At 65.0% G+C, this 25,659-nt stretch carries 24 protein-coding genes and 1 pseudogene; 3 read left to right on the top strand and 22 right to left on the bottom strand.

All coding sequences use genetic code 11. From position 1 onward, the window contains the following. The first annotated feature begins 64 nt into the window (after nucleotides 1-64). Entirely contained in the window at nucleotides 65-2,518 is a 2,454-nt protein-coding gene (locus NHH73_29065; protein ID USX26556.1) for a TonB-dependent receptor, read from the top strand. Between the two features lie 102 nt (nucleotides 2,519-2,620). On the opposite strand, the gene NHH73_29060 is transcribed toward NHH73_29065, so the two are convergent. Continuing rightward, on the bottom strand, nucleotides 2,621-3,037 hold the full coding sequence (locus NHH73_29060) for a DUF2141 domain-containing protein (GenBank protein ID USX26555.1): 417 nt from the start codon (nucleotides 3,035-3,037) through the stop codon (nucleotides 2,621-2,623). 143 nt (nucleotides 3,038-3,180) lie between these two features. On the opposite strand from NHH73_29060, the gene NHH73_29055 reads away from it, so the two are divergent. Further along, nucleotides 3,181-3,717 carry a sterol desaturase family protein gene (locus NHH73_29055; GenBank protein USX26554.1) on the top strand — a complete coding sequence of 179 codons (537 nt, stop codon included), beginning with the start codon at nucleotides 3,181-3,183 and terminating at the stop codon, nucleotides 3,715-3,717. Here the strand turns inward: NHH73_29055 and NHH73_29050 are convergent. The 7 genes from NHH73_29050 to NHH73_29020 all read right to left on the bottom strand — a co-directional run bounded on the left by NHH73_29050 (nucleotide 3,611) and on the right by NHH73_29020 (nucleotide 12,494). Continuing rightward, the gene (locus NHH73_29050) at nucleotides 3,611-4,582 is read right to left on the bottom strand and encodes a phytoene/squalene synthase family protein (protein USX26553.1); all 972 of its coding nucleotides are present in this window, start codon (nucleotides 4,580-4,582) and stop codon (nucleotides 3,611-3,613) included. The two genes, NHH73_29055 and NHH73_29050, sit on opposite strands and share 107 nt — an antisense overlap. Further along, a complete protein-coding gene (locus NHH73_29045; GenBank protein ID USX26552.1) occupies nucleotides 4,579-6,069 on the bottom strand; it encodes a phytoene desaturase in 1,491 nt (496 codons plus the stop codon). Before NHH73_29045 ends, NHH73_29050 begins: the two co-directional genes overlap by 4 nt. Next, nucleotides 6,066-7,241, bottom strand: a complete 1,176-nt coding sequence (gene crtY / locus NHH73_29040; GenBank protein USX26551.1) for a lycopene beta-cyclase CrtY — start codon at nucleotides 7,239-7,241, stop codon at nucleotides 6,066-6,068. The genes NHH73_29045 and crtY overlap by 4 nt, the downstream gene beginning before the upstream one ends. Next, a complete protein-coding gene (locus NHH73_29035; protein ID USX26550.1) occupies nucleotides 7,238-8,569 on the bottom strand; it encodes a glycosyltransferase in 1,332 nt (443 codons plus the stop codon). Before NHH73_29035 ends, crtY begins: the two co-directional genes overlap by 4 nt. Before the next feature lie 23 nt (nucleotides 8,570-8,592). Then, entirely contained in the window at nucleotides 8,593-9,537 is a 945-nt protein-coding gene (locus NHH73_29030) for a polyprenyl synthetase family protein (GenBank protein ID USX26549.1), read from the bottom strand. Between the two features lie 135 nt (nucleotides 9,538-9,672). Further along, a complete protein-coding gene (locus tag NHH73_29025) occupies nucleotides 9,673-11,082 on the bottom strand; it encodes an MFS transporter (protein USX26548.1) in 1,410 nt (469 codons plus the stop codon). 71 nt (nucleotides 11,083-11,153) lie between these two features. Next, nucleotides 11,154-12,494, bottom strand: a complete 1,341-nt coding sequence (locus NHH73_29020) for a GH1 family beta-glucosidase (GenBank protein USX26547.1) — start codon at nucleotides 12,492-12,494, stop codon at nucleotides 11,154-11,156. 235 nt (nucleotides 12,495-12,729) lie between these two features. On the opposite strand from NHH73_29020, the gene trmB reads away from it, so the two are divergent. Beyond that, complete coding sequence (gene trmB / locus NHH73_29015) at nucleotides 12,730-13,410, top strand: tRNA (guanosine(46)-N7)-methyltransferase TrmB (protein ID USX29743.1); 681 nt, start codon at nucleotides 12,730-12,732, stop codon at nucleotides 13,408-13,410. Here the strand turns inward: trmB and NHH73_29010 are convergent, their stop codons facing one another. From NHH73_29010 to NHH73_28945, 14 genes and pseudogenes are all read right to left on the bottom strand, one after another. Then, on the bottom strand, nucleotides 13,411-13,821 hold the full coding sequence (locus NHH73_29010) for a hypothetical protein (GenBank protein USX26546.1): 411 nt from the start codon (nucleotides 13,819-13,821) through the stop codon (nucleotides 13,411-13,413). Continuing rightward, entirely contained in the window at nucleotides 13,821-14,330 is a 510-nt protein-coding gene (locus NHH73_29005; GenBank protein USX26545.1) for a hypothetical protein, read from the bottom strand. The genes NHH73_29010 and NHH73_29005 overlap by 1 nt, the downstream gene beginning before the upstream one ends. Nucleotides 14,331-14,369: 39 nt before the next feature. Then, nucleotides 14,370-16,178, bottom strand: coding sequence for an amidohydrolase (locus tag NHH73_29000; protein USX26544.1), 1,809 nt, complete (start codon nucleotides 16,176-16,178; stop codon nucleotides 14,370-14,372). 12 nt (nucleotides 16,179-16,190) lie between these two features. Further along, nucleotides 16,191-16,519 (bottom strand): annotated as a pseudogene (locus tag NHH73_28995) (EamA family transporter). A gap of 34 nt (nucleotides 16,520-16,553) precedes the next feature. Beyond that, nucleotides 16,554-17,075 carry a DUF1993 domain-containing protein gene (locus tag NHH73_28990; protein USX26543.1) on the bottom strand — a complete coding sequence of 174 codons (522 nt, stop codon included), beginning with the start codon at nucleotides 17,073-17,075 and terminating at the stop codon, nucleotides 16,554-16,556. Nucleotides 17,076-17,078: 3 nt separating this feature from the next. Beyond that, nucleotides 17,079-18,902: a DNA helicase RecQ gene (gene recQ / locus NHH73_28985; protein USX26542.1), complete on the bottom strand. Its 1,824-nt coding sequence runs from the start codon at nucleotides 18,900-18,902 to the stop codon at nucleotides 17,079-17,081. Between the two features lie 25 nt (nucleotides 18,903-18,927). After that, entirely contained in the window at nucleotides 18,928-19,767 is an 840-nt protein-coding gene (locus NHH73_28980) for an undecaprenyl-diphosphate phosphatase (GenBank protein USX26541.1), read from the bottom strand. A gap of 251 nt (nucleotides 19,768-20,018) precedes the next feature. Further along, on the bottom strand, nucleotides 20,019-20,768 hold the full coding sequence (locus NHH73_28975; protein ID USX26540.1) for a transporter substrate-binding domain-containing protein: 750 nt from the start codon (nucleotides 20,766-20,768) through the stop codon (nucleotides 20,019-20,021). Between the two features lie 55 nt (nucleotides 20,769-20,823). Beyond that, a complete protein-coding gene (locus tag NHH73_28970) occupies nucleotides 20,824-21,732 on the bottom strand; it encodes a LysR substrate-binding domain-containing protein (protein ID USX26539.1) in 909 nt (302 codons plus the stop codon). A gap of 376 nt (nucleotides 21,733-22,108) precedes the next feature. After that, the gene (locus NHH73_28965; protein USX26538.1) at nucleotides 22,109-22,387 is read right to left on the bottom strand and encodes a hypothetical protein; all 279 of its coding nucleotides are present in this window, start codon (nucleotides 22,385-22,387) and stop codon (nucleotides 22,109-22,111) included. A gap of 101 nt (nucleotides 22,388-22,488) precedes the next feature. After that, nucleotides 22,489-22,767, bottom strand: coding sequence for a YkgJ family cysteine cluster protein (locus tag NHH73_28960; GenBank protein ID USX26537.1), 279 nt, complete (start codon nucleotides 22,765-22,767; stop codon nucleotides 22,489-22,491). A gap of 12 nt (nucleotides 22,768-22,779) precedes the next feature. After that, the gene (locus tag NHH73_28955; protein ID USX26536.1) at nucleotides 22,780-23,556 is read right to left on the bottom strand and encodes an alpha/beta hydrolase; all 777 of its coding nucleotides are present in this window, start codon (nucleotides 23,554-23,556) and stop codon (nucleotides 22,780-22,782) included. Beyond that, a complete protein-coding gene (locus tag NHH73_28950) occupies nucleotides 23,553-24,569 on the bottom strand; it encodes a zinc carboxypeptidase (protein USX26535.1) in 1,017 nt (338 codons plus the stop codon). Before NHH73_28950 ends, NHH73_28955 begins: the two co-directional genes overlap by 4 nt. Nucleotides 24,570-24,647: 78 nt before the next feature. After that, complete coding sequence (locus NHH73_28945; protein USX26534.1) at nucleotides 24,648-25,571, bottom strand: LysR family transcriptional regulator; 924 nt, start codon at nucleotides 25,569-25,571, stop codon at nucleotides 24,648-24,650. Between the last annotated feature and the right edge of the window lie 88 nt (nucleotides 25,572-25,659).

Genomic DNA, 25,659 nt, shown 5'->3' with positions numbered 1-25,659 from the left:
CAGTGTTTTTCACGATAAATGGCGATGGCGCTTCTCACAGGCGGCACCGCACCCAAGGAGACTTATGAACCACGTACCGCACACCGGCAAGCGCCTGCTTTCGCCGATCCAGTTGGCCGTCCTCGCTTTGCTGGCCGGCGCCAATGTCGCCCACGCCGCTGGCCAGACCGACCAGGCAGCGCCGGCACCGGCCCCGGCACCCGTGGCGGCCGCCACCCCGGCCGCCAATGACAAAACCAGCAACACGATCACCGAAGTTTATGTTACCGCTACCAAGCGCTCGACCTCGCTGCAAAAGACGCCGGTCGCGGTTACCGCGCTGAACGCCGCCGCGCTCGACGACAACCACGTGCAAACCATCCAGGACGTCGTCAACCTGGTGCCTGGCTTCTCGGCCACCGGCCAGGGCGACCACGGCGTCATCACCATGACCTTGCGCGGCATCGGCAACGATAGCGCCAAGACCGAATACGCCGACCCGGAAGTGGCCACCTTCGTCGACGGCATCTACTCGCCGCGTCCGGAAGGCGCGACCGCGCTGCTGTTCGACCTGGAAGCGATCGAAGTGCTGCGCGGCCCGCAAGGCACGCTGTGGGGCCGCAATTCCACCGTCGGCGCCGTCAACATGCAGACCGTGAAACCGGAAATCGGCAGCAGCGCCGGCTTCTTCGAGGGCGGCTATGGCAACTACGCCCGCATGGGCGCGCGCGGCGGCATCAACATCCCGATCAGCGATACGATGGCCATGCGCGTGTCGTTCGTGCACGAGCAGCACGACGGTTACGTCGATTACCAGAAGGCGCCGAACATCCCGCTGGCGCAGCAGCAAGCCGCCGCCGCGCCGGTGATCGCCGCCTGGAACGCCGCCCACCCGGGCAACCCGATCGCCTTCCAGCCGATCAACCCGAATAACTACGTCACCGGCGGCAACAAGTACAGTGCCCAGGACCAGAGCGCCGCGCGCCTGAGCTTCCTGTGGCAGCCGACCCGCGAACTGAAGTGGAACATCTCCTACGAGCACTACATGGATCGCGGTACGCCGAGCCTGAACCTGTTGCAGGAACAGCGTCCCGGCGAGAAGTTCTGGTCGGGCCTGGTGGACGTGGCGCCGAACGTCGAGCGCGATTCGAACGCCGTGCGCAGCCGCGTCGACTACGAGATCAACAAGGACATCAGCCTGGCCTACATCGCCGGTTACTCCCGCTTCAACGGTTCGTCGACCTACGACCAGGACGCCGGCGCGCGCCTGCCGACCAGCTTCACCAGCGGCGGCAAGTACCAGGCCAACAATACCGTCAATTCCAAGTACAAGAGCTACAGCCACGAGGTGGAAATCCAGTCGACCGGCAAACGCGACGTCGATTGGCTGCTGGGCCTGTACTACGCGAACGAGAACAACGGCATCCGCTTCGACATCCCGATCATGAACGGCACCGAGCAGGGCACGGTCGACTGGCAGGGTTCGTTCATCCAGCCGAAGGAAACGGTCGATTCCAAAGCCGTCTTCGGCCAGACCACCTGGAACGTCAGCGATGCGCTGCACGTGACCGGCGGCCTGCGCTACACGTCGGACAAGCGCCGCAACGTCGGCGGCACCAACAATGGCTGGACCGACTTCACCGCCCCGCAAGTGCCGGTGAGCTCGTCGCTCAATCCGCTGGCGCCCGGCTCGGGCTTCAGCACCTACCAGCGTAACGACGGCAAATTCGAGGATAACAAGCTGACCGGCCTGCTGCGCGTCAACTACGATCTCGACAAGAACAACATGGTCTACGCCAGCGTCGCCACCGGCTACAAGTCGGGCGGCCTGCAGGACGGCGGCGTGCCTTACGGTTCGGAATCGCTGACCAACTACGAAGTCGGCTCGAAGAGCACCTTCCTCGGTGGCGCGGTACGCATGAACAACGCGGCTTACTTCTCGAAGTTCAAGGACTTCCAGTTCAGCGCGCCGATCACCAATCCGGACGGCACCCGTGGCCTGGCTACGAGCAATGCAGAAGGCGCCAATATCTGGGGTCTGGAAACCGAGATCGCCGCCAAGATCACCCCGGTCGACCGCGTGCAGTTCACCGCCGCCTACACCCACGCCAAGTTGAAAAAGCTGATCGGCGGCAGTAACGATTACGTGCTGCCGGCGTGCGCGGTGCCAGGCATCAGCACCTGCTTGGACGTGACCGGCAACACCATGCCGCACTCGCCGAAGTTCAGCGCGCAAGTGATGTACCAGCACAGCTTCCAGCTGGCGAGCGGCACGCTGATCCCGCGCATCAGCGCCCACTACGAAACCGCCAGCTGGCTGAGCGTGTTCAACCTGGGTGAGCCGGATCGTCAGAAGTCGTACACCCGCACCGATCTGGGTCTGCGCTTCGACGCCGATTCGAAATGGTACTTCGATGCCTTCGTCCGCAACGCCGAGGACAAGAACATCAAGACCAGCGCCATGAACGCCAACGGTCCATGGCAGGCACAGTATCTGCCGCCACGTACCTTCGGCATCAACGTCGGCAAGACGTTCTAAGGAATAGCAGTAGTAAAGCGTTTCATGTAGTCCAGTGTTGTCTGTGGTCTTATGGCTCCTCTTCCTACCAAGGTCGAGGGGCTTTTTTTTTATTCCCGGTCGTTAGCGCAGCTTGATCGCGACGGCCATCGTGTCGTCGCGCACGTCGATGGCGGCGTCGCTGAAATCCGGCGGGCCGAACTTGCCGCGCGCGTCGCGGCTGAAGCCGTAGTTTTCGCTGGGGACGCCGATAAAGTTGCGGTCCAGCTTGTCGTTCTGGTTTTCGTCCTGGTAGGCCAGTACCGCCCAGGTGCCTTTCGGCACGTTCTGGATCGTGACGACGGTCTCGTTGGCCTGCGCCGGCGCCGAGCCGCTGTACAGGCAATCCTTCAGAAAGCGTTCCTTGTCGCATACGGCGACATTCACCTTGCCCTTGCCGCCGACGACCGACGAGACCTTCACCTCGATGGTGGCGGCCGATGCCGTGGCGGCCAGCAGGACGGTGGAGATGAGCAACGATGGCTTGATCAGTGATTGCATGGGTTTCCTTTTCATGGGTTTACTTTTCTTGTGCGTTGAATGGCAAAAGCGGGTTGCTGGCGCTGCGGAAAGAGCGGCTATGGTAGGCTGTGTCCATCGCTGCTTTGCTCAGCGTCGCCCACACCGACGGACCGATACGACCCATGATACTGAATACGCTCATCGTCCTGATCACCATTGTATTGATGGAATTGTTTTCTATTGTCGCGCACAAATATGTGATGCATGGTTTCGGTTGGGGCTGGCACCGATCGCACCACGAACCGCGCACCGGCTGGTTCGAAAAGAACGATCTGTACGCCGTCGTTTTCGCAGGCGTGGCGATCGCGCTGATTTATTTCGGTACGGAAGGCCATCATCCCCTCGAATGGATAGGCGCCGGCATGACCGCCTACGGTTTCCTGTACTTCGTCGCGCACGACGGCCTGGTACACCGCCGCTGGCCGTTTCAATACACGCCCCGCGGCGGCTACCTGAAGCGGCTCTACCAGGCGCACCGCATGCACCACGCCGTCGAGGGGAAAGAGGGCGCGGTCTCGTTCGGATTCCTGTACGCGCCGCCGGTCGATGAACTCAAGCGTCAACTGCGCGTGCTGCACGACGGTCCGCTGCGCCAACGTGGTCGGGACGCTGCCACAAGCCCTGCGGACGCGGCGACATCCGCCGAAGACGCGAAGTAAGCGCGCTGGCGCCGCCCTTCGCCAGCAGCCACAGTTTGGTTGCCTTCGACGTCCCGACCCGTTCATCCCAGGCGTGCGCGCCGCGCGCTTTCACGTTGATACCGATCTGCCGGTAGACATTGCGCGCCGTGGCGATGGCCCACGCGCTGCGCAGCGGCAGCGCGATGATGCCCTGGTTGGCGGACGCGTAATAGGGTTCGGCGTAATCGACCAGCCTTGAGGCCACCTTCGCCAGGTCCGCGCGGTGCTTCGGCAATCCCACTTCGTCCAGCGGAATGCCGGCTTCGCGCAGCCATGCGGCCGGCACGTAGCAGCGCCCCATGCGCGCATCCTCGACGATGTCGCGGGCGATATTGGTCAGTTGGAAAGCCAGGCCGAGGTCGCAGGCGCGGTCCAGCACCGTCGCTTTGCTGGCGCCCATGATGGAGGACATCATCAGGCCGACCACGCCGGCCACGTGATAGCAGTAGCGCAGCGTGTCGTCGATGGTCTCATATCTTGCCTGTTCGACGTCCATGGCGAAACCGGCCAGGTGGTCGAAGGCGAAGCGCGGTTCGATCTTGTGGCGCAGCGCCACCTCCTGGAAGGCGGCGAAGGCGGGATCGGACATCTTCTCACCCGCGTAGGCGCGCCGGGTCTGGTCTTCGAGTTCCGCCAGTTTTTCGGCGGCGTCGTCCGGCGCCAGCTCCACCGCGCCGAAGCCCAGCTCCTGGCCGTCGACCACGTCGTCGCAATGGCGGCACCAGGCATACAGCATCAACACGCTGCGCCGCACATCGGCCGGAAACAGCTTGGCCGCCGCCGCGAAGCTTTTCGAGCCGACCTTGATGGTCTGCGTCGCGTGGTCCAGCAAGGCCTCGCTCATCGCCCGAACTCCTCGATCATCAAACCGGCCGTCGCCTTGGCCGAGCCGATCACGCCCGGCACGCCGGCGCCGGGATGGGTGCCGGCGCCCACCAGGTACAGATTCGCCAGCTCGCTATCGCGGTTGTGGGGCCGGAACCAGGCACTCTGCGTCAGGATCGGTTCGAGCGAGAACGCCGAGCCGACGTGCGCATTGAGCTGGTCGCGGAAGTCGAGCGGCGTGAAGATGCGGCTGGTGACCAATTGATCGCGCAGGCCGGGCATGTAGCGGCGCTCCAGGTATTCGAAGATGCGGTCGCGGTAGCGCGGGCCTTCCACCGTCCAGTCGATGTCCGCGTTGCCGAGGTGCGGCACCGGCGCCAGTACGTAGTGGCTGCCGCAGCCCGGCGGCGCCAAGGACGGATCGGTGATGCAAGGCGCGTGCAGGTACAGCGAGAAGTCGTCGGCCAGCGTTTTGCCGCCGAAGATTTCGGTGATCAATTCCTTATAGCGCGGTCCGAAGCAGACGGTGTGGTGCTGCAGCTGGCTGTGATGGTGATTGAGCCCGAAGTACAGCACGAACAGCGAGTTGCTGAAGCGTTTTTTGCGCAGCGAGCCGGCTTCCGACGGGCCGCGCGGATGCTGCGAGAGCAAATCCGCATAGGTGTGCACGACGTCGGCGTTGGACGCCACCGCCTGCGCGGGGAAGTGGCGTCCGTCGGCCAGGCGCACGCCGTTGACGCGCGCGCCGCTGGCCTCGATCGCCGCCACGTCGGCATTGAGCTCGATGCGGCCGCCGATGTCCTGGAACATGCGCACCATGCCGTTGACCAGCGCGCCGGTGCCGCCGCGCGGGAACCACACGCCCCAGCGCCGTTCCAGCGCGTGAATCAGGGTGTAGATCGACGACGTGGCGAACGGGTTGCCGCCAACCAGCAGCGAGTGGAAGGAAAACGCCTGCCGCAGATGTTCGTTCTGGATGAATTTGGAGACGATGCTGTAGACGCTGCGCCATGCCTGCAGCTTCGCCAGCTGAGGCCCGGCCGCGATCATGTCGCGGAACGACAGGAAAGGCACGGCGCCCAGTTTCAGGTAGCCTTCGTCGAACACCGCCTTGGAGTACGCCAGGAAGCGCTGGTAGCCCTGCACGTCGGCCGGGTTGAGCGCGTGGATTTGCCGGTCCAGCGATTCCTGGTCGTTGGCGTAGTCGAAGTGGCTGCCGTCCTCCCAGCACAGGCGGTAGAACGGCGCGACCGGCAGCATCTCGACGTAATCCGACAGGCGCTTGCCGGCGACGGTGAACAGCTCCTCGATCGCCGACGGATCGGTGATGACGGTGGGGCCGGCATCAAAGGTGAAGCCCTGGTCTTCGTAGACATAGGCGCGGCCGCCCGGCTTGTCGCGTTTTTCGAGCAGGGTGGTTTGAATCCCGCTCGCTTGCAGACGGATGGCCAGCGCCAGGCCGCCGAAGCCGGCGCCGACAACCACTGCCTGTTTTGTTTCGTTCATTCGGGTTTCCTGATTTGGTGGGGATGGATTTTGCGTGCGGCCGATATGGCCTGGCCGACCGGCACCGGCGGTTTTCCCGACAGCAGGCGGGCTTTGTCGCCGAACGTTGGACGGCCGGCGTAAAAGCGCGCGATCAGCGGCGCCGGTAAATGGTAAAAACGCTGCATCACGCGCCAGCGGCTGTCGGCATCGCCGGCCAGGAACAGCATGCGGTTGAGCAGCCGGAAAAAGCGCTGACCGCGCCATTCGTGCAGCGCGGTTTGGCGGATGGCGTCGAATAGTGCGGGCGCGCTCAAGTCGTCGAGCGCCGCGATCCGCTCGGCCAGCCGCACGGCGTGCGGCAGCGAATAGCCGGTGGTCGGGTGGAACAGGCCGGCCCGCAGGCCGGATGTCGGTTGCCCGTCCAGGTCCAACCAGAAGTGATCGATATCGCCGGCCAGCACGATGGGCAGCGAGCCGTGCTCCTCGCGGATAATCTCTTCGATGCGCCAGTTGCGCGACGCGGCATAGGCGGCGATGTTGGCGCGCAGCCGTTCCGGTTCCCACACGCCGGTGTCGACGTAATGCGTGTCTTCGATCAGCAGGCGGTCGGGCGCGAAGGGCAACACGTAGACGAAACGGTAGCCGCCTTGCTGCGCGACGCTGGCGTCCATGATGATGGGCGAGGTCAGTCCGTGCGGCGCGGCCAGGCGTACTTCCTGTCCGAGGAAGGTTTGGTAGCCCAGCGCCAGCCGCTCGGACGGACGCGGACCCCGGCCGTCGATGACGGCGCCGGCGTGCAGCACCTCGCCCCCGGCAAGGCGCACGGAGGTGGGGGTCAGGCTTTCTATCCGGGCCGCGAGCCGCAGCGTGTCGCCCAGCGCGGCTTCGATGACGCGCGCGAAATCGTCGGAGGCGATGCTGGCGTAGCCGCCGTCGAGCTTTCTGGCGTGTTCGGGGAAGATGACGTCGTAGTCCGGCCAGCGGGCCGAGACCAGCGGCGCGAGCCACTGCCGCTGCGCCGCATCGAGATCGCTGTCGTGGAACGACCAGGTATGGTTGCCGCCTATCCGGTCGCCCTGTTCGAGCAGCAGGATGCGCAGCGATGGACGCGCGGTCCGCAGCCGCCACGCGATCAGCGCGTTGGCCAGGCCGCCGCCGGCCAGGATCACGTCATACGGCGCGGCGCTCATGCGAGGCCGCTCGCGGTCCGGCGGGCGTCGCTGTCATTTCGCTGGTTCAGGTTCAGCGCTGTTTCGACGATGTCGGCGGCGCGCGGCGTGCCGCCGGCTTGCCCCAGCTGTTCCGATAATCCCGCCAGACGCTGTCCGTATTCCGGTTCAGCGAGCAGCCGCCGCAAGTGCTTGCCCAGTTGCGCCGCGCCGGTAAAGCGCGGCGACGCCCGCAAGCCGATGCCGGCATGGCAGATCCGCGATGCCACGCCCGGCTGGTCGAAGGCGATCGGCAGCGCCAGTATCGGCGTGCGCGCGGCGATGGCGTCCATCGCGGTGTTCAGCCCCGCGTGCGAAATCACGGCGTCGGCGCGGGCCAGCACCGCCTGCTGCGGCGCGAACGCGCACACCGTCGTAGCGCCGGCGGGGCCGGCCCGCTCGATGGCCTGCGCCTGTTGCGGGTTTAAGCCTCCGCAGTGGGCGACCAGCAGTTGAACGTCTATCCCCCGACATGCCTGCGCGATGCGCTTGAACAGCGCAAAGCGCTGGCCCTGCAATGTGCCCAGCGAGGCGAAGATGAACGGGCGGTCCCCGGCGATGGCCGGCATGGGATCGATGCGCGGGCCGGCATGCGACGCGCCACCGGGAGCATGCCGCAGCGGTCCGACATGATGGAAATTCGCAGGCAGCCGCTCGCGCGGAAAATCGAAGGCGGCAATGGTCTGGCTGATTTGCGCCAGCGGCGACAGGCACTCGTGCAGCATGCCGCGCACCGGGATGCCCAGGGCGCGCGATTGCCGCTCGATCACCTTGCGGTGCGGGGACATAAGCCAGTCGTACACCCGGGTGCTGCCTTCATACATTTTCAACGAGCGCTCGTCGGCGCCGAATTGGAACGGCATCACCGGCAGCGGGATGCCCGGTTCGCGATTGACCGGCAGCGCGCAGGCCACCGAGACGAACGGCAGTTGCAGCGCCTCGGCCACCAGTCCGGCCGCCGCCTCCATCTGGTCGCCGATCAGGGCGTCGATGCACAGCGTCGCGATGGCGGCGGGCAGTTCGCGGCACAGCATGTCGGTGGTGTCGGCCATGTCGACGATGACCTTGCGCAGTCCCAGCGGACTGCCCGGATTGGCCGCCAGCCGCAGCGAGGCGTCCAGCGACCCTGGCGGATAGCGGTCGGCGCCGAGCGCGTGGAAGCCGATGCGAGCGTCAGGTATCCAACCGGCGGCGTCGGGCCGGTGCAGGAAGGTGACCCGGTGTCCGCGCTCAATCAACGCCAGCGCCAGCGCCGACAAGGCGTTGAAATGGCTATAGAAGGCCGGGGCGACCACGCCGAAGTGGGCCATGCGATATCCTCTCGACCCGCGCGTTACGGCGCGTGCAGATCGGCGACCGGGCCGGCCTTGCGGAACAGATTCCCGACCAGGAGGCGCGTGCGTTGTTTGCTGCCGATGGCGTCCGTCAGGTAGTCGTCGGCGTCGCGCAGGTGCGCGGCTAGGCGGCGCTGGGTTTTTTCCATGCCGAGGGTGGCGGTGATGGTCGCCTTGCCGGCGTCCTTGCCGACATCCTTGCCGGTCAGCGCGCAGTCGTTGCCCGGGACGTCCAGCAGGTCGTCCTTGATCTGGAACGCGTGGCCGGCGGCCATGGCGAAGGAGCGCAGCGATTGCAGCACGCGCTCGTCGGCCTGGGCGATGATGCCGGCCATTTCCACCGAGAGGCCGAGCAGCACGCCGGTTTTGAGTTCGTTGGTGGTGGCGATGTCGTCGACCGAGCGTTTATGGCCGCCGTGCAAATCCTCGAATTGCCCCCGCACCAGGCCCTGCGTACCGACCGTCTCGGCCAGCGCGCTGACCAGCCGCGTACGGATCAGCGGCGAGATGTCCTGCGTCTGGGAAAGAATATGGAAGGCCCGGCTGAGCAGGGCGACCGACGCCAGGATGGCGACGTTTTCGCCGAACTGGATATGCACGGTGGGCTTGCCGCGCCGCAATTTGGCGTCGTCCATGCACGGCATGTCGTCGAGGATCAGGGAGGCGGCGTGCACCAGTTCGACCGCGCAGGCGGCGTCGAGCAGGGCCGGCGACGAGCAGCCGAGGTCGCGCGCGACCAGCATCAGCAGCAAAGGTCGCATGCGCTTGCCGGTGCTCAGCGCCGCCGCGCGCATGGCCGCGGTCAGCGTGTCCCCGCCATCGTCGGGCAAAAAGTAATGGATACGCTCCTCGAGCTCGCGGCGCAGGTCATCGATCTCGGTTTCCGATGGATCGCCGAGCAGCTCCCGTTTGATGCCGTTGAACCGCAGTGTTTCCGTAACCATGCGCAAGTCCTTGTGCCGATTGACTAATGAATTCCCTTGCGGGCCATCATACCGATGCAAACTTCAACAGACAGGACTTGAGTCAATCGTGCGCGTGCCAACGCACGCTTAAAAGCGGTTCATTTTTTGGACAGCCTACTCCTTATTGTGGAAGGGCGCAAACCACGTGACCAGGAAAGATGGAATCGTCGCCGCCATCACCAGCCAGAAGTAGTGTACATAACCGAGCGCCTGCTGCAAATGACCGCTGATCACGCCGGTGACCAGCATGCACAGGCCCATCAGGCCGGTGCCGAAGGCGTAGTGGGTGGTCGTGTATTTGCCCGGCGCCAATTGCTGCATCAGGTAAATCATGAAGCCGACCGAGCCGAAGCCGAAGAAGAACTTCTCGATCGCCACGCCGGCGCTGATAATCCACAGGCTTTCCGGCTGATAAATGCCCATCAACAAGAACGTGACGTTTGGGATGTTGACCGCGCAGCACAGGATGAACAAGGTGGCCGGCAGGCCCCGCCGCGCGACGAAGATGCCACCGAGCAATGAACCCAGCAGCACGGCGATCAGGCCGTAGGTGCCGTAGATCAGGCCCAGCATTTCGTTCGACAGGCCCAGACCGCCCTTGGCCACCGGATCGACCATGAAGAAGGGGCCGATTTTTTCCAGCAGGCCGATACTGAGGCGGAACACGAACGCGAAGCCGACCATTAGCCAGACGTCGCGCTTCTGGAAGAATGTGACGAAGGAGTCGCGCAGGATGAACGCCGCGTCGGCCACCGACTTTGGTGCGTTTTCGGCCTTGGCGCCGTCCGGCATCACGCGCAGGTGCCACAGCGCGGTGACCACGGTGATGGCGGCGGCGATGAAGAAGATGATGCGCCACGAATCGATCCACGCCGGGCCGAACACGCCGGCCTCGTGGTGGAAGTAGTGGGTGTGCAGCCAGCCGCTCAGGTACACCATGCCGCCCGAGGCGACGATGGGACCGACGTTCCAGCTCAGGCTCTGGATGCCGCAGAACAGCGACTGCGTCTTTGAGTCGAGCGAAGTGACATACACGCCGTCGGAGGCGATGTCCTGGGTGGCGCCGACCAGCGACAGTATCCCGAACAGTAACACCATGATGTGCAGGTAGTTCGGCAGCGACATCGACAGCGCGACGGCGCCGAAACCGATGCCGACGATCAGCTGCGCGCACAGCACGAAGAACTTCTTGGTGCGGTACATTTCAACGAAGGGGGCGAACAGCGGCTTGATGGTGTAGGCCAGGATCAGATAGCTGGCGTATTGCGCCGCCTCGCCGTTGCTCATGCCAAGGTTCTTGAACATGATCGACGTGACGCTGGTGAGCATCATGTACGTCAGCGCCATCGAGAAGTACCCGGTCGGCACCCACAGCATCGGCGTGCCGCGCGCGAACATGGCGCGCAACAGCGATTGCTGCTCGCCGGGGGCGGGGGGCGCCGGCGGCTTCGGATGCTCTTGCGGCGCGGCGGAAGGTGCGGTCTGCATGGTGTCGTCCTCGTTGTTCTCTGTGGAGTGTAGCACTTGGCTCTGCGGCCAATGGATGCTGCCGCGCCGGCACATGGGCCGGCGCGGGGTGGGGCTTCGGTGTGGGTTTACGCCGCGTGCGCGGCTTGCGGTGCGCGCTGCTGCACCAGGTAGTCGCGGTACCACAGGGCGCTGTGCTTCAAGGTGCGCTTCTGCGTCGCGTAGTCGACATGGACGATGCCGAAACGCTTGGCGTAGCCCGAGTTCCATTCGAAGTTATCCAGCAAACTCCAAAGGAAGTAGCCTTGCACGTTCACGCCTTGCAGGCGGGCGTCGTTGAGCGCCTTCAGGTGGCGCAGCACGAAATCGATGCGCGCCTCGTCCGGCACTTCGCCGTCGACGACGGTGTCCGGGTTGGCCATGCCGTTTTCGGTGATGTAGATCGGCGGCAGCTCGTATTCGTCGTGGAGCTTGAGCAGCAGTTCGGTCAGGCCATCCGGGTAGATTTCCCAGCCCATGTCGGTCTTGCCCAGTTTCGCTTCCGGCTGGCGCGGCGGCACTTCGGCGCTGCAGTAGGAACGGAAGTAGTAGTTCACGCCCAGGAAGTCGATGCGGTGCTGGATGTCCTTGAAGTCGTTGGCATGGATATCCGGGCCGTTCTCGCCGTAGGTGTCGAGCGCCAGCTGCGGGTATTTTCCCTTGAAGATGGGGTCCATGAACCACTGCACCGAACGGGCGTATTCGAATTCCGCCATCGCGATGTCGGCCGCGCTGTCGGTGGCCGGGTCGGCGGTCCACTGATTGAGCACGATGCCCAGCTTGGCCGAGCTGCCGACCGCGCGCATCGCCTGCATCGCCAGTCCGTGCGACAGCAGCAGGTGGTGCGAGACCTGCACCGATTTTTTCAGGTCTGTCACGCCGGGCGCGAACTGCGAGTTGCCGTAGCCCAGGTTGGCCGTGCACCATGGCTCGTTGTGCGTCGCAATCGTTTTCAGGCGGTTGCCGAAACGGCGCGCCACTTCGGCCGCGTAGTCGGCAAAGCGGTAGGCGGTGTCGCGATTGAGCCAGCCGCCTTCATCTTCCAGGCCTTGCGGCAAATCCCAGTGGTACAACGTCAGGTGGGCGTCGATGCCCTTGCTTTCCAGTTCGGTCAGCAGACGGTCGTAGAAGGCGAAGCCGGGCTCGTTCCAAGCGCCCTTGCCGGTCGGCTGCACCCGCGACCAGGCCATCGAGAAGCGGTAGGCGTCCACGCCCAGGCTGGACATGATGGCCACGTCTTCCGGATAGCGGTTGTAGTGGTCGCAGGCGACGTCGCCGTTGGTGCCGTCGATGATCTTGCCGGGGGTGTGGCTGAAGGTGTCCCACATCGACGGGCCTTTGCCGTCGGCGGTGGCGCCGCCTTCAATCTGGAAAGCGCTGGTGGCGATGCCCCAGGTAAACGAGGGTGGGAATTGCGTGAAATCGGTCATTTTTGTCGTTCTAGCAGGTTAAATACGGAGCGTGGAGGGCATTTCGACGTTTGAAAACGATTTCACGCCTCTTTTGACGATTAGACCTCAAGTCCCTGTGAGTGTCAATCATTTGCTGATGCAGCTCTCAGTTCAGAGTTTCGACACTGATATAATGCTGCCTCATTATTTATCAGCTTATCCACCAGCTTCCATCATGTCTTCCGAAACCCCTAAAGACGGCCCGGCGCGGCCGATGCTCTACGACCCGACCGAACACCGCATCCGCAGCTTCGTCACCCGCGCCGGCCGCCTGTCGACCGCGCAGGCGCGCGCGCTGGAAGAGCAGGGGCCGAAGTTCATGATCGGCTACACCAAGGCGCCGCTCGACTACGAACAGGCGTTCGGCCGCAAGGCGCCGGTGGTGCTGGAAATCGGCTTCGGCATGGGCGGCACGACCGCGCACATCGCCGCCGCGATGCCGGAGAAGGACTTCATCGGCGTTGAGGTGCACACGCCCGGCGTGGGCAGCCTGCTCAAGCTGATCGACGAACAGGGCTTGACCAATCTGAAGGCGATCCAGCACGACGCGGTCGAGGTGCTGAACCAGATGATCCCGGACGGCTCGCTGCACGGCGTGCATATCTTCTTCCCGGATCCGTGGCACAAGGCGCGTCACAACAAGCGCCGCCTGATCCAGGCGCCGTTCGTCAAGCTGCTGGTGCAAAAGCTGGCCGTGGGCGGCTACCTGCATTGCGCGACCGACTGGGAAGACTATGCGGTGCAGATGCTGGAAGTGCTGGGCGCCGAAGAAGGCCTGCGAAACACCGCCGACGGCTACGCGCCGCAGCCGGCCTACCGTCCGCTGACCAAGTTTGAAAACCGCGGCCTGAAACTGGGCCATGGCGTGTGGGATCTGGTCTTCACGAGGAAGTAGTTATTTGGGCTGCCGGGCCAGCGCCGCGTTGAAGCGTTCGATCACATCGTCCGGCACCATCTTGCTGCACCACAGCCGCCGCTCGGACGTATCCCGATAGATCACGTCCGAGAATTTGCCCTTGTCGTCGCGGCCGGGCAGCTCCACCCAGCTCAGCATGCAGGCCGGTTCGCGGTTGTCCTTTAGCAGCACCAGCTGCTGCTTGGCCGGCGTCTGGCGGATTTCGTAGGCGATGCCTGCGGCGGCCAGCGCCTCGGTCACCGGCTTGGCCGCGTCCCCGGCCAGCTGGCCTTGCGGCGTGGTGTAGTGCACCCCCGCGCGTTCGCTGTAGTGCACGATCAAGGTCTGGCCGGCGGCCGCGCCGCCCGCCATCGCCAATGCAATCGACACCAGTGCGGCCAGTGATTTCATCACGCCTCCAGCGTCTCCATATCCAGCACCACCACATACGAGAGGCGGCCGTTCTTCCACACGCCGCCACCGCGCACCTGCGCGTCGCAGGTGGTGATCCGGTCGGCGACTTCCTCGCGTTTCAGGTTGGCGCGGAAGGCCAGCGAGGCTTTCTGCGACAGGTAACCGGCCATGCGGCCGTCGAGGAAGACGGCGACGGCGGCGCTTTCATACGGATTGGCGTCGTCGGGCACCAGGGTGGCCAGATACGGCACCCTGGCCGGCTGGTCGCCATGGTCGCCGGCCAATTCCTTCAGCGTGTTCTGGTAGCGCGATTCGTTGACCACTTCCACCAGGAAGCGGCCGTCGTCGGACCAGTGCAGCGCCGCCGGCGCGTTCGGCAGTGCCGGCTCGTACGGCGTCGCCGGGCGCGGTGGCAGCACCATCGGCTTGGCGGGATTGGTCTTGATGATCGCGTAGACCACCAGCGCGGTGGCGACGATGATCAACAGGGAGATGGCGAATTGCATGGCGGGTCTGTTCAAGTGCTGGCGTGTGAGGCCGACATCTTAACGCATGCCCTTGGCCTGATACACAATTTTGCCGCCCACGACGGTCTGCAGCACCTTGATGTTGGCGATGTCCTGTGCCGGGATGGTGAAGAAATTCCGGTCGAGGACAATCATGTCGGCCAGCTTGCCCACTTCCAGGGAACCGGTCAGCGCCTCCTGGCGCAGCGTGTACGCCGCGTTCATGGTGATGGCGCGCAGCACGGCGGCGCGCGGCATGCCGGGTTGCTTGCCCAGCCGGCCGGCGTATTCCTTGCCGGCGTCCGGGGCGGCGGTACGGGTCACGCCCACCTTGAGCGCGAACCATTCGTCCAGCGGATCGACCGGCCAGTCGCTGCCATAGGCGATGCGGGCGCCGGCGTCGAGCAGCAGCGCCTGCGGTTGCACGGTGGCGTAGCGCGCCGGCCCCATATAGTCCTTCAGCGCGCCGACGGTGTCCGGCGCCGGTTTGGCCCACTGGAACGACAGCACCGGCGTCACATCGAGCTTGGCGAAGCGCGGATAGTCCGCCGGGTCGACGATTTCGTCGTGCGCCAACGCGGGACGCACGTCCTTGCCGGCCGGCGTGGAGCGCAGGTATTCGATCGCGTCCAGCGTTTCGCGCACGGCGCGGTCGCCGTCGACGTGGATGTGCGGATCGATCTTCGCGTTGGCCAGTTCCGTCAGCGTGGTCCGCAACGCGTCCTGGGTGAAGTAGCTTGGCGGGCCGTTGCTGGCGCCGGGCTGCCAGTCCGGCCGGTCGGCCGTGCCCTTGTTGACCAGGTAAGGCTCCAGCATGGCGCCGGTGAAGGCGGGCGCGGAGATCACGCCGTCCATGAACAGTTTGGCGTGGCGCACCTGCATCGACGGCGCCACCGTGGCCGGGCCCTGGTCGAATTGTTTTTGCTGCTTGAGCAGCTCGGCGACGGCGCTTTGCGGCGTGGCGCCCTTGTCCAGATCGACCAGCACCGCGAAGTGCGCGCGCGCGGTCAGCTTGCCCTGTTTGTGCAGGTCGGTGAAGGCGGTCATCGTCTCCGGATCGGTGTAGGCGTCGAGGAAGGAGGTGATGCCTTGCTGGCGCATCGCCGCCAGCGCGGCGGTGGACGCGGCCAGGTTCTCGGCCACGGTCAGCGGCGGCAGCAGGTTCATCGCCATGTCCTGGGCGGCATCCTCCAGCAGGCCGGTGGCGTTGCCGCCAGCGTCGCGGGTGATTTTTCCGCCGGCCGGATCCTTGGTGTCGCGCGTGATCCCGGCCAGTTTGATCGCCTTGGAATTCAACTGCACGGAGTGGCCGAAGGACGAGCGAACGAGCACGGGGCGGTCGGTCTTCAGCGCGTCCAGGGTGGCGGCGGTGGTTTCCACGCCATCGGGCAGCATCCCTTGCTGGAACCAGTTGACCACCACCAGCCAGCGGTCTGGCCCCGAGGGTTTGGCGCTGCGTTTGTCGTTGTCGATGCAGGCCTGGATGCGCGACTGGAACTGGGCGACGGTCAGCGCCTGATAATCGAGGCTGCAATTGAGCAGGCGGCTGCCGCCCGATTGCGGATGCATATGGCCGTCGACCAGGCCTGGCATCAGCATGCGGCCTTTCAGATCGACGACTTTGGTAGCCTTTCCGGTCAGCGGCTGGACGCCGGCGTTGTCGCCGACGTAGACGATGCGGCCGGCGCGCACGGCCAGCGCCTCTTGCACGCTGTCCTTGGCGTCGACTGTGTAAACATAGCCGTTGCGATAGACGGTATCGGCGGGTGGTTCGGCGGCGTATGCCGAGTTTTGCGCGGAAACAGCCGCCAGTATTGTCAGTCCTGCGAAATAAGCCCTGCTGGTCATGCATCCCCCGGGTTATGCGGCCTCCATCAGTTTGGTGCGCGGCGCCAGCGGCAGAAACGCCAACAGGTTCCCCGCCAACACCAGCGCCAGCCCGCTCAAGGCCAGCGGCGTCCAGTGGTAGCCTTCGTAAATGGTCGATATGGTCAAAGCCACGATGGGGAATAATACCGTGGAATAGGCCGCGCGGTCCGGTCCTACGCGGCCGACCAGCAGCAAATACGCGGTGAACCCGATCACCGAGCCGGGAATGGCGAGGTACAGCAGCGCGCCAAGGTAACGCGGTGACGGATCGAGCGCGAACGGCATGCCCATCGCGAGGGAAGTTCAGGCAAAACTGCCGCAGTGGCGGCGCCGCCGTCGATGGCACATGAACGGTCAGGCGGCTGCGGGTTTTTCCCACGAAAAGCCCGGCGCGTAGACGTGATAGCCGTCGAAGTCGCCCTTGCCGATGGCCACGCCACGGCTGCGCGCGATCGCGTACACCATGCTCAGGTGGAAGTAGAAATTTGGCAGGATATACAAATTCAGATATTCGTCGGCCGGCAGCGCCAGGTCGGCGAAGCCCGCGCGATCGCGGCAGATGCGGTCCGCGGGTCCATTGAATTGCGACGGCGGGATGTCGGCGATAAAGCGCATCGTCTCGACCACCTGCCACTGCAGCCCGGCGAACGAAATTTCGTCGCCGTTGAAGCTGACCACCGGCACCCCGGCCAGCGGGCAGCAGCCGCGCAGCGCGAAATTAGCGGTCGCCCGCACATGCTGCGCGAACGGCAGCATGTCCTCGTGCAGGCGCGCCTCCAGCAGACCGCCACCGACTTCACCCTCGGCCGCCTCGATCTTGCCCAACATCCCGCACAACTGCGCGAGCGAACGATGAAACACGGCGGACGGATGCATGCGTTACTCCATTTCGCTGATCATGGCGACGATCTCGTCGCCGTAGGATGCCAGTTTTTTCTCGCCGACGCCGGAGATGCCGCGCAGGTCCGACAGGGTGGTCGGCCGCGCCTTGGCGATTTCGCGCAAGGTCGCGTCGTTGAAGATGATGTACGCCGCCACGTCGTGCGCGCGCGCCGTCTCGACCCGCCACCAGCGCAGCTTGTCGAAGATGGCCTGTTCGCCGGTCGACAGGTCGCTCTCCACATAACCCTTGGAGGCGCGCCCGGCGCTTTTCTGCTTGACCGGTTTCTGGTACTGCCGCAGCTGCACCTTTTGCCCGCCCTTGAGCACCGGCCGCGCCGCGTCGGTCAGCTTGAGCGAGCTGTATGACTCGTGGTCGACCGTCACCAGTCCCAGCGCGATGGCCTGGCGCAGGATGGCGCGCCATTCCTGCTCGCTGCGGTCGGCGCCGATGCCGAACACCGACAGCGAATCGTGGTGCCAGGTCTTGATGCGTTCCGTCTCGACCCCGCGCAGCACTTCGATCACGTGGCCGGCGGCGAAGCGCTGGTCGACGCGGTACACCGCCGACAGCAGCTTTTGCACCGGCACCGTGCCGTCGAAGGACACCGGCGGAATCAAACAGGTGTCGCAGTTGCCGCACGGGCCGGAGCGCTCGCCGAAGTAGTCGAGCAGGCGCACGCGCCGGCAGCTCAGCGTTTCGCACAGTCCCAGCATCGCATCGAGCTTGTTGCCCAGCACGCGTTTGAAGGTTTCGTCGGCCTCCGATTCGTCGATCATGCGCCGTTGCAGCACCACGTCCTGCAAGCCGTAGGCCATCCAGGCGTTGGCGGGGGCGCCGTCGCGGCCGGCGCGGCCGGTCTCCTGATAGTAGCCTTCGATGCTTTTCGGCAGATCCAGGTGGCAGACGAAGCGCACGTCCGGCTTGTCGATGCCCATGCCGAAGGCGATCGTGGCGCACATGACGATGTTTTCTTCGCGCAGGAACTTGGCCTGGTTGGCCGCGCGCTTGGCGTGGTCCATGCCGGCGTGGTACGCCATCGCGCGCACGCCGTTTTCGTTGAGGAACTCGGCGGTCTCCTCGACCTTCTTGCGCGACAGGCAATAGACGATGCCGCAATCGCCGCCGTGTTCGGTGGTGATGAAGTCGAGCAGTTGCTTGCGGCCGTTGGCCTTTTCAACGATCTGGTAACGGATGTTGGGGCGGTCGAACGACGACACGAACTGCATCGCGTCGCCCAGTTGCAGGCGGTGGACGATCTCGGCGCGGGTTTGCGGGTCGGCGGTGGCCGTGAGCGCGATGCGCGGCACGTTGGGGAATTGCTCGTGCAGCACTGACAGCTTGATGTACTCGGGCCGGAAGTCGTGGCCCCATTGCGAGACGCAATGCGCCTCGTCGATGGCGAACAGCGCGATCTTCGATGCCTGGAACAGGTTGAGGCAGCGGTCCGTCATCAGCCGCTCGGGGGCGACGTAGACCAGGTCGATCTCGCCGGTGCGCACCAGGCGCTCGATGCGCTGGGCTTCCTCGTAGGTCTGGGTGGAGTTCAGGAAGGCGGCGCGCACGCCGACCTCGGCCAGCGCGTCGACCTGGTCCTGCATCAGCGCGATCAGCGGCGAGATGACCACGCCGACGCCGTCGCGCACCAGGGCGGGAATTTGGTAGCACAGCGACTTGCCGCCGCCGGTGGGCATCAAGACCAGCGCGTCGCCGCCGCCGCTGACGTGGCCGACAATTTCCGCCTGCTGGCCGCGGAACGCCGGATAACCGAACACGGTTTGCAGCAGGTCGAGGGCGCGTTCGTTATTTTCCTGGTGATTCATGATGCCACTGCAACTACTCAAAAAGTTAGTCCTTCCAGACGATCACGCCAGTGTAACCTGTGATGAGCACCAGCAGGCCAAAAGCGATGCGATACCACGCAAATATCGTGAAAGTATGGGTGGCGATATAGCGCAGCAGCCAGCGCACGCAGAAGAACGCCGAAATAAAGGCTGCCACGGTGCCGAGGGTAAACATCGGCAGGTCCGACACCGACAGCAGCGCGCGCGCCTTGTACAGCGAGTAGGCCGAGGCGATCAGCAAGGTCGGAATGCCGAGCAGGAAGGAAAACTCGGTGGCCACCTGGCGCGACAGGCCGAACATCATGCCGCCGATAATGGTCGCGCCGGAGCGGCTGGTGCCTGGAATCAGCGCGAACGCCTGGGCGATGCCCATTTTTAAGGCATCGAGCGGCGTCATGTCCTCGACCGAGTGCACGCGCACGCTGACCGGGTTGGCGGCCGCATGGCGCTCGACGAGCAGGATGATGACGCCGCCGACGATCAGCGCGATGGCCACCGGCACCGGCTTGAACAAATAGGTCTTGAGCAGGTTGCCGAAGATCAGGCCCAGCACGGCCAGCGGCAGGAAGGCGATGCCGATGTTGAGGACGAAGCGCTGCTGGGCGCGGTCCGAGGTCACGCCGGCGAAGGCTTTTGCGATGCGGGCGCGGTATTCCCAGCAGACGGCAAAGATGGCGCCGGCCTGGATCACGATTTCAAAAACATTCATCTGTTCTTCCATGCCCTGAAAGCCCAGAAGGTGCTCGGTGAGGATCAGGTGGCCGGTGGAGGAGATCGGCAGGAATTCCGTGAAACCTTCCACGAGGCCCATGATGATGGCTTTTAGTGCGAGAACAATGTCCATGTAATTAAGTAGTTACGCGAGGGAGTTTGAGGGAGTTACTGCGAAGTGCTTACCGCCGGGGTCGAAGCTTACCATGTTCGGCGTTGTCTTTTCGTAATCTAACTCAACCGTAATCCGATTTGTGCGATGCGGCATAAAAAATCCCGCCGGACGCCCGTTTGGCGGACGCGCGCTCTGCGTGAGGCCGTTGTGGGGCAGCCTGGGGCGTGTTGCAGCGCATCGCGAAGATGCCCGTGAGATAACGTTTGGCGTCAGCGCAGCCGCAGCAGGCGGGTCATTTCGCCGCTTCTCTCGAGCGCGTCGAGGGCGGCGCTGACCTGTTCCACGGTGACGCGGCCCTTGCGCGAGACCGCGCAACCGCTCTTGACCTCGCTGACGACGAGCAGGTTGTAGCCGGCCGCCAGCTCGCCGTGGGGGAACTGCTTGTCGATCGACTGGCCCGTGGTCAGGAAATAGTCGAAGCGCCCGGCCTGCCACTTGCGCACCGTCAGGTTGAGCGACGGCGCGTCGTCGCGCACGAAGTCGGCGCCGAGCTTTTGTTCGATGTCCGGATAGTGGAAGCCAAGCACGGTGCCGACGGTTTTGCCGCGCACCGCCTCGATCGACGCCGGGGCCGGCACCCGCTTCGAGGCGATCAGTACTTCGGAGGTGGGAATGAAGGTGCGGCTCCAGTTGAAGTCGCCCTTGAACCAGGCCGGCAGATAACCGCAGACGACGTCGCCGTCGCCCGATTCGAGCGCGCTGGTCATGCGCTTGCGCGGCAAGCCGACGAATTGCACCGGCATGCCCAGCTGCTTGCCCAGCGCGTTGCCCAGTGCCTCCTGGAAGCCGCCCTTGCGCGGACCGGACTGGGCGGGCGCGTCCTCGATCTTTTGCACGAAGCGCAGCGTGCCTTTGGCCGGCGCCGCCGTCGCCGCAATCGTCATCGATGGCTGCGCCGCCAGCAGCGCGGCGGCGAGCAGGGGAAGGAGGGGAAGTAGTGCACGGAGTGGTGCGGTCATGCGGCGTGCCCTGAGATGTCGACTTGCCAAAAGGTAGCCCATTCCCGGCGCCCAGTCAATCGAATGCAGGCGCGAATGAGCGCTCCATCTCGTCGATCTCTTCGCGCAGCCAGGCGCTGAAATGGGCAACCTTGCTCATTCCGCGCTTTCCGGGGTTGACCAGCAGCCGGTAGCCGCGCCCGTAGGTGGCGGTGAAGCCGGGAATCATCTTCAGCGCGCCGCTGCGGATGTCCTCGTAGGCGATCGTGTAGTGGGTCAGGCCGACGCCATGGCCGGCCAGCGCCGCCTGCACCAGCACAGCCGCGTTGGTGTAGGAGCGCGAGAAGTCGTGCTTGCCCTTGAGCAGGCCGTGATCGCGCAGCAGCATGATCCAGTTGTCGGTCGAATCCTCGTACAGCAGCGGAAAACGCCGCAGGTCGGCCGGGGTCAGTTCCGCCTGGCCGGGCGCCCGCAGCGACGGGCTGTAGACGGCCACCAGCCGCACGTGGAACAGGAAATCCGGATCTTCCTTGTCGACGTCCATGATGCGCAGCGCGACGTCGGTGTTGTCGTCGTTGAGATCGACCAGCCGGTCGGTCGAGTCGATGCGGATGTCGAGCTCGGGATACAACTTGGTGAAGCGGTCGATGCGTTGCACCAGCCATTTGATCGCCAGCGAGTGGGTGGTCGAGATGCGCAGGATTTTTTCTTCGTCGCCGCCGCGCAGCGCCTCCACCTTGGCGCGCAGCTCGCCCAGCACACGGCGCACCGTCACCGCCAGCTCCTGCCCCTTTTCCGTCAGCGTGATGTGGCGCGGGTGGCGGATGAAGAGCTCAAAGCCGAGCGCGGCCTCGAGCTGCTTGACCTGCAGGCTGATCGCCGCCGGCGTCTTGTGCAGTTCCTCCGCAGCCAGTTTGAAGCTGCCCCAGCGGGCGGCGCAGTCGAAGTCGACGAGCCCGGACAAGGAGCGCAACGGTTTGTTCATGAGATCCTGAGGCTAAGTTTTTCTTATGCATCAATCGAAAATAACTCGTTTGATCGAGCGGGCATGCGGGATGAAAATATACCCCATACGCCGAAACGTCGCCATGACTAAGTTTTGTTGATGGGGGAGGGCGTTCACGACCATTCAGGAGTCAGCCATGTCCACGTCCACGATACCCAAGCACCAAGCCGTCGATCACGCCTCGTTCGAAGTACTCACGCCCGAGTTTCGCGCGCGGTTTGTTGCGCAACTGATGAAGATATTGGCGCAGATGGCGCGGCGCTGAGGCTTGCGCAGGATGCTCGAACGTTACTTGCTTGTGGTCCGGCTAATTGGACGAATTCGCGGTTTTTTGTACGTGATCGCCGCGTGACGCTTATCTAAAACGAGGCGTGAGTTTGCCATCCCGGGTGACTATGCCAGCTTTTATGGCTATCTCCGCCGCCTGGTTTGCCGTCATCGCGTACGGATTTTTTGCTGGGGCTGCAACCGACGCCACCTTCACGCCGTATCGCTTCGCAACGGACTTGACGACAGCGGAAAACTTATCCTGCTGCGTTGGCGTTGAGCGCACGCCATTATCCCGCAGCAATTCCGCTTTGGGAAAAACCTGCCGCCGGTCGCTCGACTTCGTTCTGGTCTTTGGAGTAGTCATGATCTGATTCTCCCACAGTGAAAAGAGCGACGCAATTCCCGCGCAGCTTTGCCGTAACTGCCGTGACCAAATAACTTCTTCGGGTCGACAGTGTCACCGCGCTAGGCCGGCGCGGTGGCGCGCTCCAACTCATCCAGCCACAGCATCGCCTGCTCGCGGCTGGTGCCGCACATTTCCTCCGACGGCTGCAAGCCGCCACAGCAGGCCGGGCGCTCGGGCTTGCCGAAGATGCCGCAGCGGTTGTCGTCCTGAAGCTGGATGCAGCGCACACCGGCCGGCTTGCCGTTGGGCATACCGGGGATGGCGCTGGAGATGGAGGGGGCGGTACAGCAGGCGCCACAGTTCGGACGGCATGCCATCGCCGATGTGGTCGAGGTCATAGGGCCGGTATTTTACCCGGCTTTGCCGGCGGCCAGCCATTTTCCGACCTGGCCGGCGACCCAGGCGCCGTCGTCCAGCGGCAGGTCGTGGCCGGCGTCGGGATGCTCGCGATGCTCGGCTTGCCAAGCCTCTGCCAGCCGGCGCGAGCAGCGCGGATCGACCAGCTGGTCGCCGGCGCTGCTCAGTACCAGCAGCGGCACGGCGGGCCGCGCGGCCGGGGCGCGGAAGCGCGCGGCCGACCACAGCTGGCGCAGCGCGTTGGCGCGCGTGACGGGAAACTCGCGCTGGTAGCCCAGCCAGCGGTTTAGCAGGCCGGCGCCTTCGGCGGCGTCGCCGTGGCGGCTGGTCAGGCGCAGGATCAGCCGCTCCTGATCCTCGACGCCGCCGTCGAGCAACTGGCGGACGATGGCGCCATAGTTTTGCCAGCGCAGCCGCTCGTGGAAGCGGCTGTAGGGACGCATGCTGGTGTTGATCAGTACGCAGCGGGTCAGCTCGCCCGGATGGCGGCTGGCCCATTCCACCGCCACCATGCCGCCCAGCGACAGCGCCAGCAGCGAGTAGGGCGGCGGCAGGCCGCGCGCCAGCAGATCCTGGCGGCAGAACGCCACCATCTCCGCCACCGTGGTCGGACTGCGCAGCGCGTGCCGTGTGCCGTTGCCCGGCAGGTCGGGCGTGACGACGTCCACGCCCACCACCGTCTCGGCCAACTGGTTGGGAAAGCGGCCCCAATGGCGCTGCTCGCGCATCAGCCCGCGCAACAGCACCCAGGTGCCCGCGTCCTCGGTCATGTGTGATACCACTGCGACAGCGCGCGCCGGTGCTGCACCTTGCGCGCCAGGCCCTCCGGCATCCAGCGCCCATGGCTGTTGGCGGCCCGCATAAGGAAATCGAACCAGATCAGGTGGCGTCGCAGCACCCGCTGCAAGCGGTGCGCCGCCGTCGGATTGAAGAAGGCGACGCGGTCGAAGATCTGGCGCGGATTTTTCTTCACCCACAGCCACGAACCCATCTCCAAGGTCAGCGGCAGGAACGCGCGGTCGCTGCCGGTGGTGCCGTTCAGGTACAGGTAATCCCACAGGTCGCCATGGGTGCGGTACTGGCGGCTTTGCGGCTCGAACACGTAGTTATGATTGGGATAGCTCTGGGTGAACAACTGTTCCAGCGCGCCGATGTCGGCCAGGTGCGGAATCGGCGTGGCCGTGTGGGCGTGCGGAAACCAGATGCGGTCGCGCAGACCGAAGCCCGAGTGGCAGTCGAGCGCCATGCTGAACTGGCGCGTGAGCAGCTCGCGCGAGACCAGGTCGCAGACGGCCTGGCTTTCCGGCTCCATCGGCGCGCCGTCGACGCCGCGATACCACGGCAAATGGTGGCTGTAGCGCTGGCCACCGAGCATGAACGGGACTTTTTCCACTGCGCTCAGCGGCGCGTTGCGCATCAGGTCGACGCCCTGCGGGTTGCAGCGCGTGGCCTGCCACATGCCGCCGGGATTGACCAGCGGCATGAACACCAGCCGCATCGATTCGAGTTGCTGGTGCAGGGTGCTGTCCCAGCGCAGCCGCGCCAGCAGGCTCTCCAGGAACGACAGGATCACTTGCGTGCCGATCCGCTCCAAGCCGTGGATGCCGCCGAAAAAGCCCAGCGCCGGCACGTCCGGACTCGGGTTGCCCAGCGCGATCGTGTAGACGGGGAACTGGCGGCCGTCCATGGCCACCGTGCAAGGGGCGTTCACTTCCAGATGGCGCCCGCCTTCGTCGATCAGACGTTTCAGGGTGATCAGTTCGGGCAGGTTCTTCTCTGGCATGGGCGGACGCAGGTGGGAATATGGCAGCTAGTGTAGCCGATGTGCCCGGTTTCGCCGTGCCCGCACGGAACGATATTTTCAGTCGCGTAAGGGCGCGCACACCGCCACCAGCTGCGCGCGCAGCCAGCGCTGGGCTGGATGGGCGTCGTTGCGGCGGTGCCAGTGCAGCACGAACGGCACCGGCGCCAGGTCCAGTTCGGCCGGCAGCGGCAGCACGGCCAGCGCCGCGCGCAAGCCGCTGGCCCGCACCACGCCCGCCATCATGGTGGCCAGCACGTCGCTGGCGGCGACGATCGCCGGCGCGGCGTACATCTGCGGCAGCGTGATGGCGACGTCGCGCGTGCGGCCCAGCTGCGCCAGCCGCACGTCCACGTGGCCGACACCGTCCCCCTCCGGCGACACCAGCAGGTGCCGGTGCGCCAGGAAGGCCTCGAGCGGGACGGTCTTGTCGTTCGCCAGCGGATGATCCTTGCGCGCCACGCAGACGAAGCGCTCCTCGAACAGGGGCGTGGTCGGAATGCGCGGCGTGCTGCCGCCCGGCACGCCGATGGCGGCGTCGACCTCGCCGGCGTCGAGCAGGGCCAGCGCGTCCTCGCGCGCGGTGAAGGCGCGCACCCGCAGCGTCACGCCCGGCGCCACGCGCGCCAAATGCCGCAGTAGCGGGGGCAGCACGACGAAGGCCGGATGGTCCGACAGCCCCAGGGTCAGGCGCAAGGTCGATGTCGTCGGGTCGAAGGCCTGGGTGAAGTCCAGCGTGCGCTGGATGCTGGCCAGCGCCTCGCCCAGCGGCGCGGCCAGTTCCAGCGCGCGCGGCGTCGGCTGCAGTCCGGCCGCGCTGCGCACGAATAGTTCGTCCTTCAGCAGCAGCCGCAGGCGGGCCAGCGCCGCGCTCATGGCCGGCTGCGTGCGGCCGATGCGCACGCCGGCGCGCGTGACATTGCGCTCGCACATCAGCGCGTCGAAGGCAACGAGGAGGTTGAGGTCGATTCCATGTAAATCCATGGCATGGATATTACTGTATATCCATTATCGATTGGAATTGCGCGCGCGGCGCCGCTACAGTGAAGGTCTCCATCACCAAACGCAAAGC

Source organism: Oxalobacteraceae bacterium OTU3CINTB1, from assembly GCA_024123955.1.
Lineage (GTDB): Bacteria > Pseudomonadota > Gammaproteobacteria > Burkholderiales > Burkholderiaceae_D > Rugamonas.
Note: the sequence above shows the minus strand (reverse complement) of the source record. Positions and strands in the feature narration are given on the sequence as shown.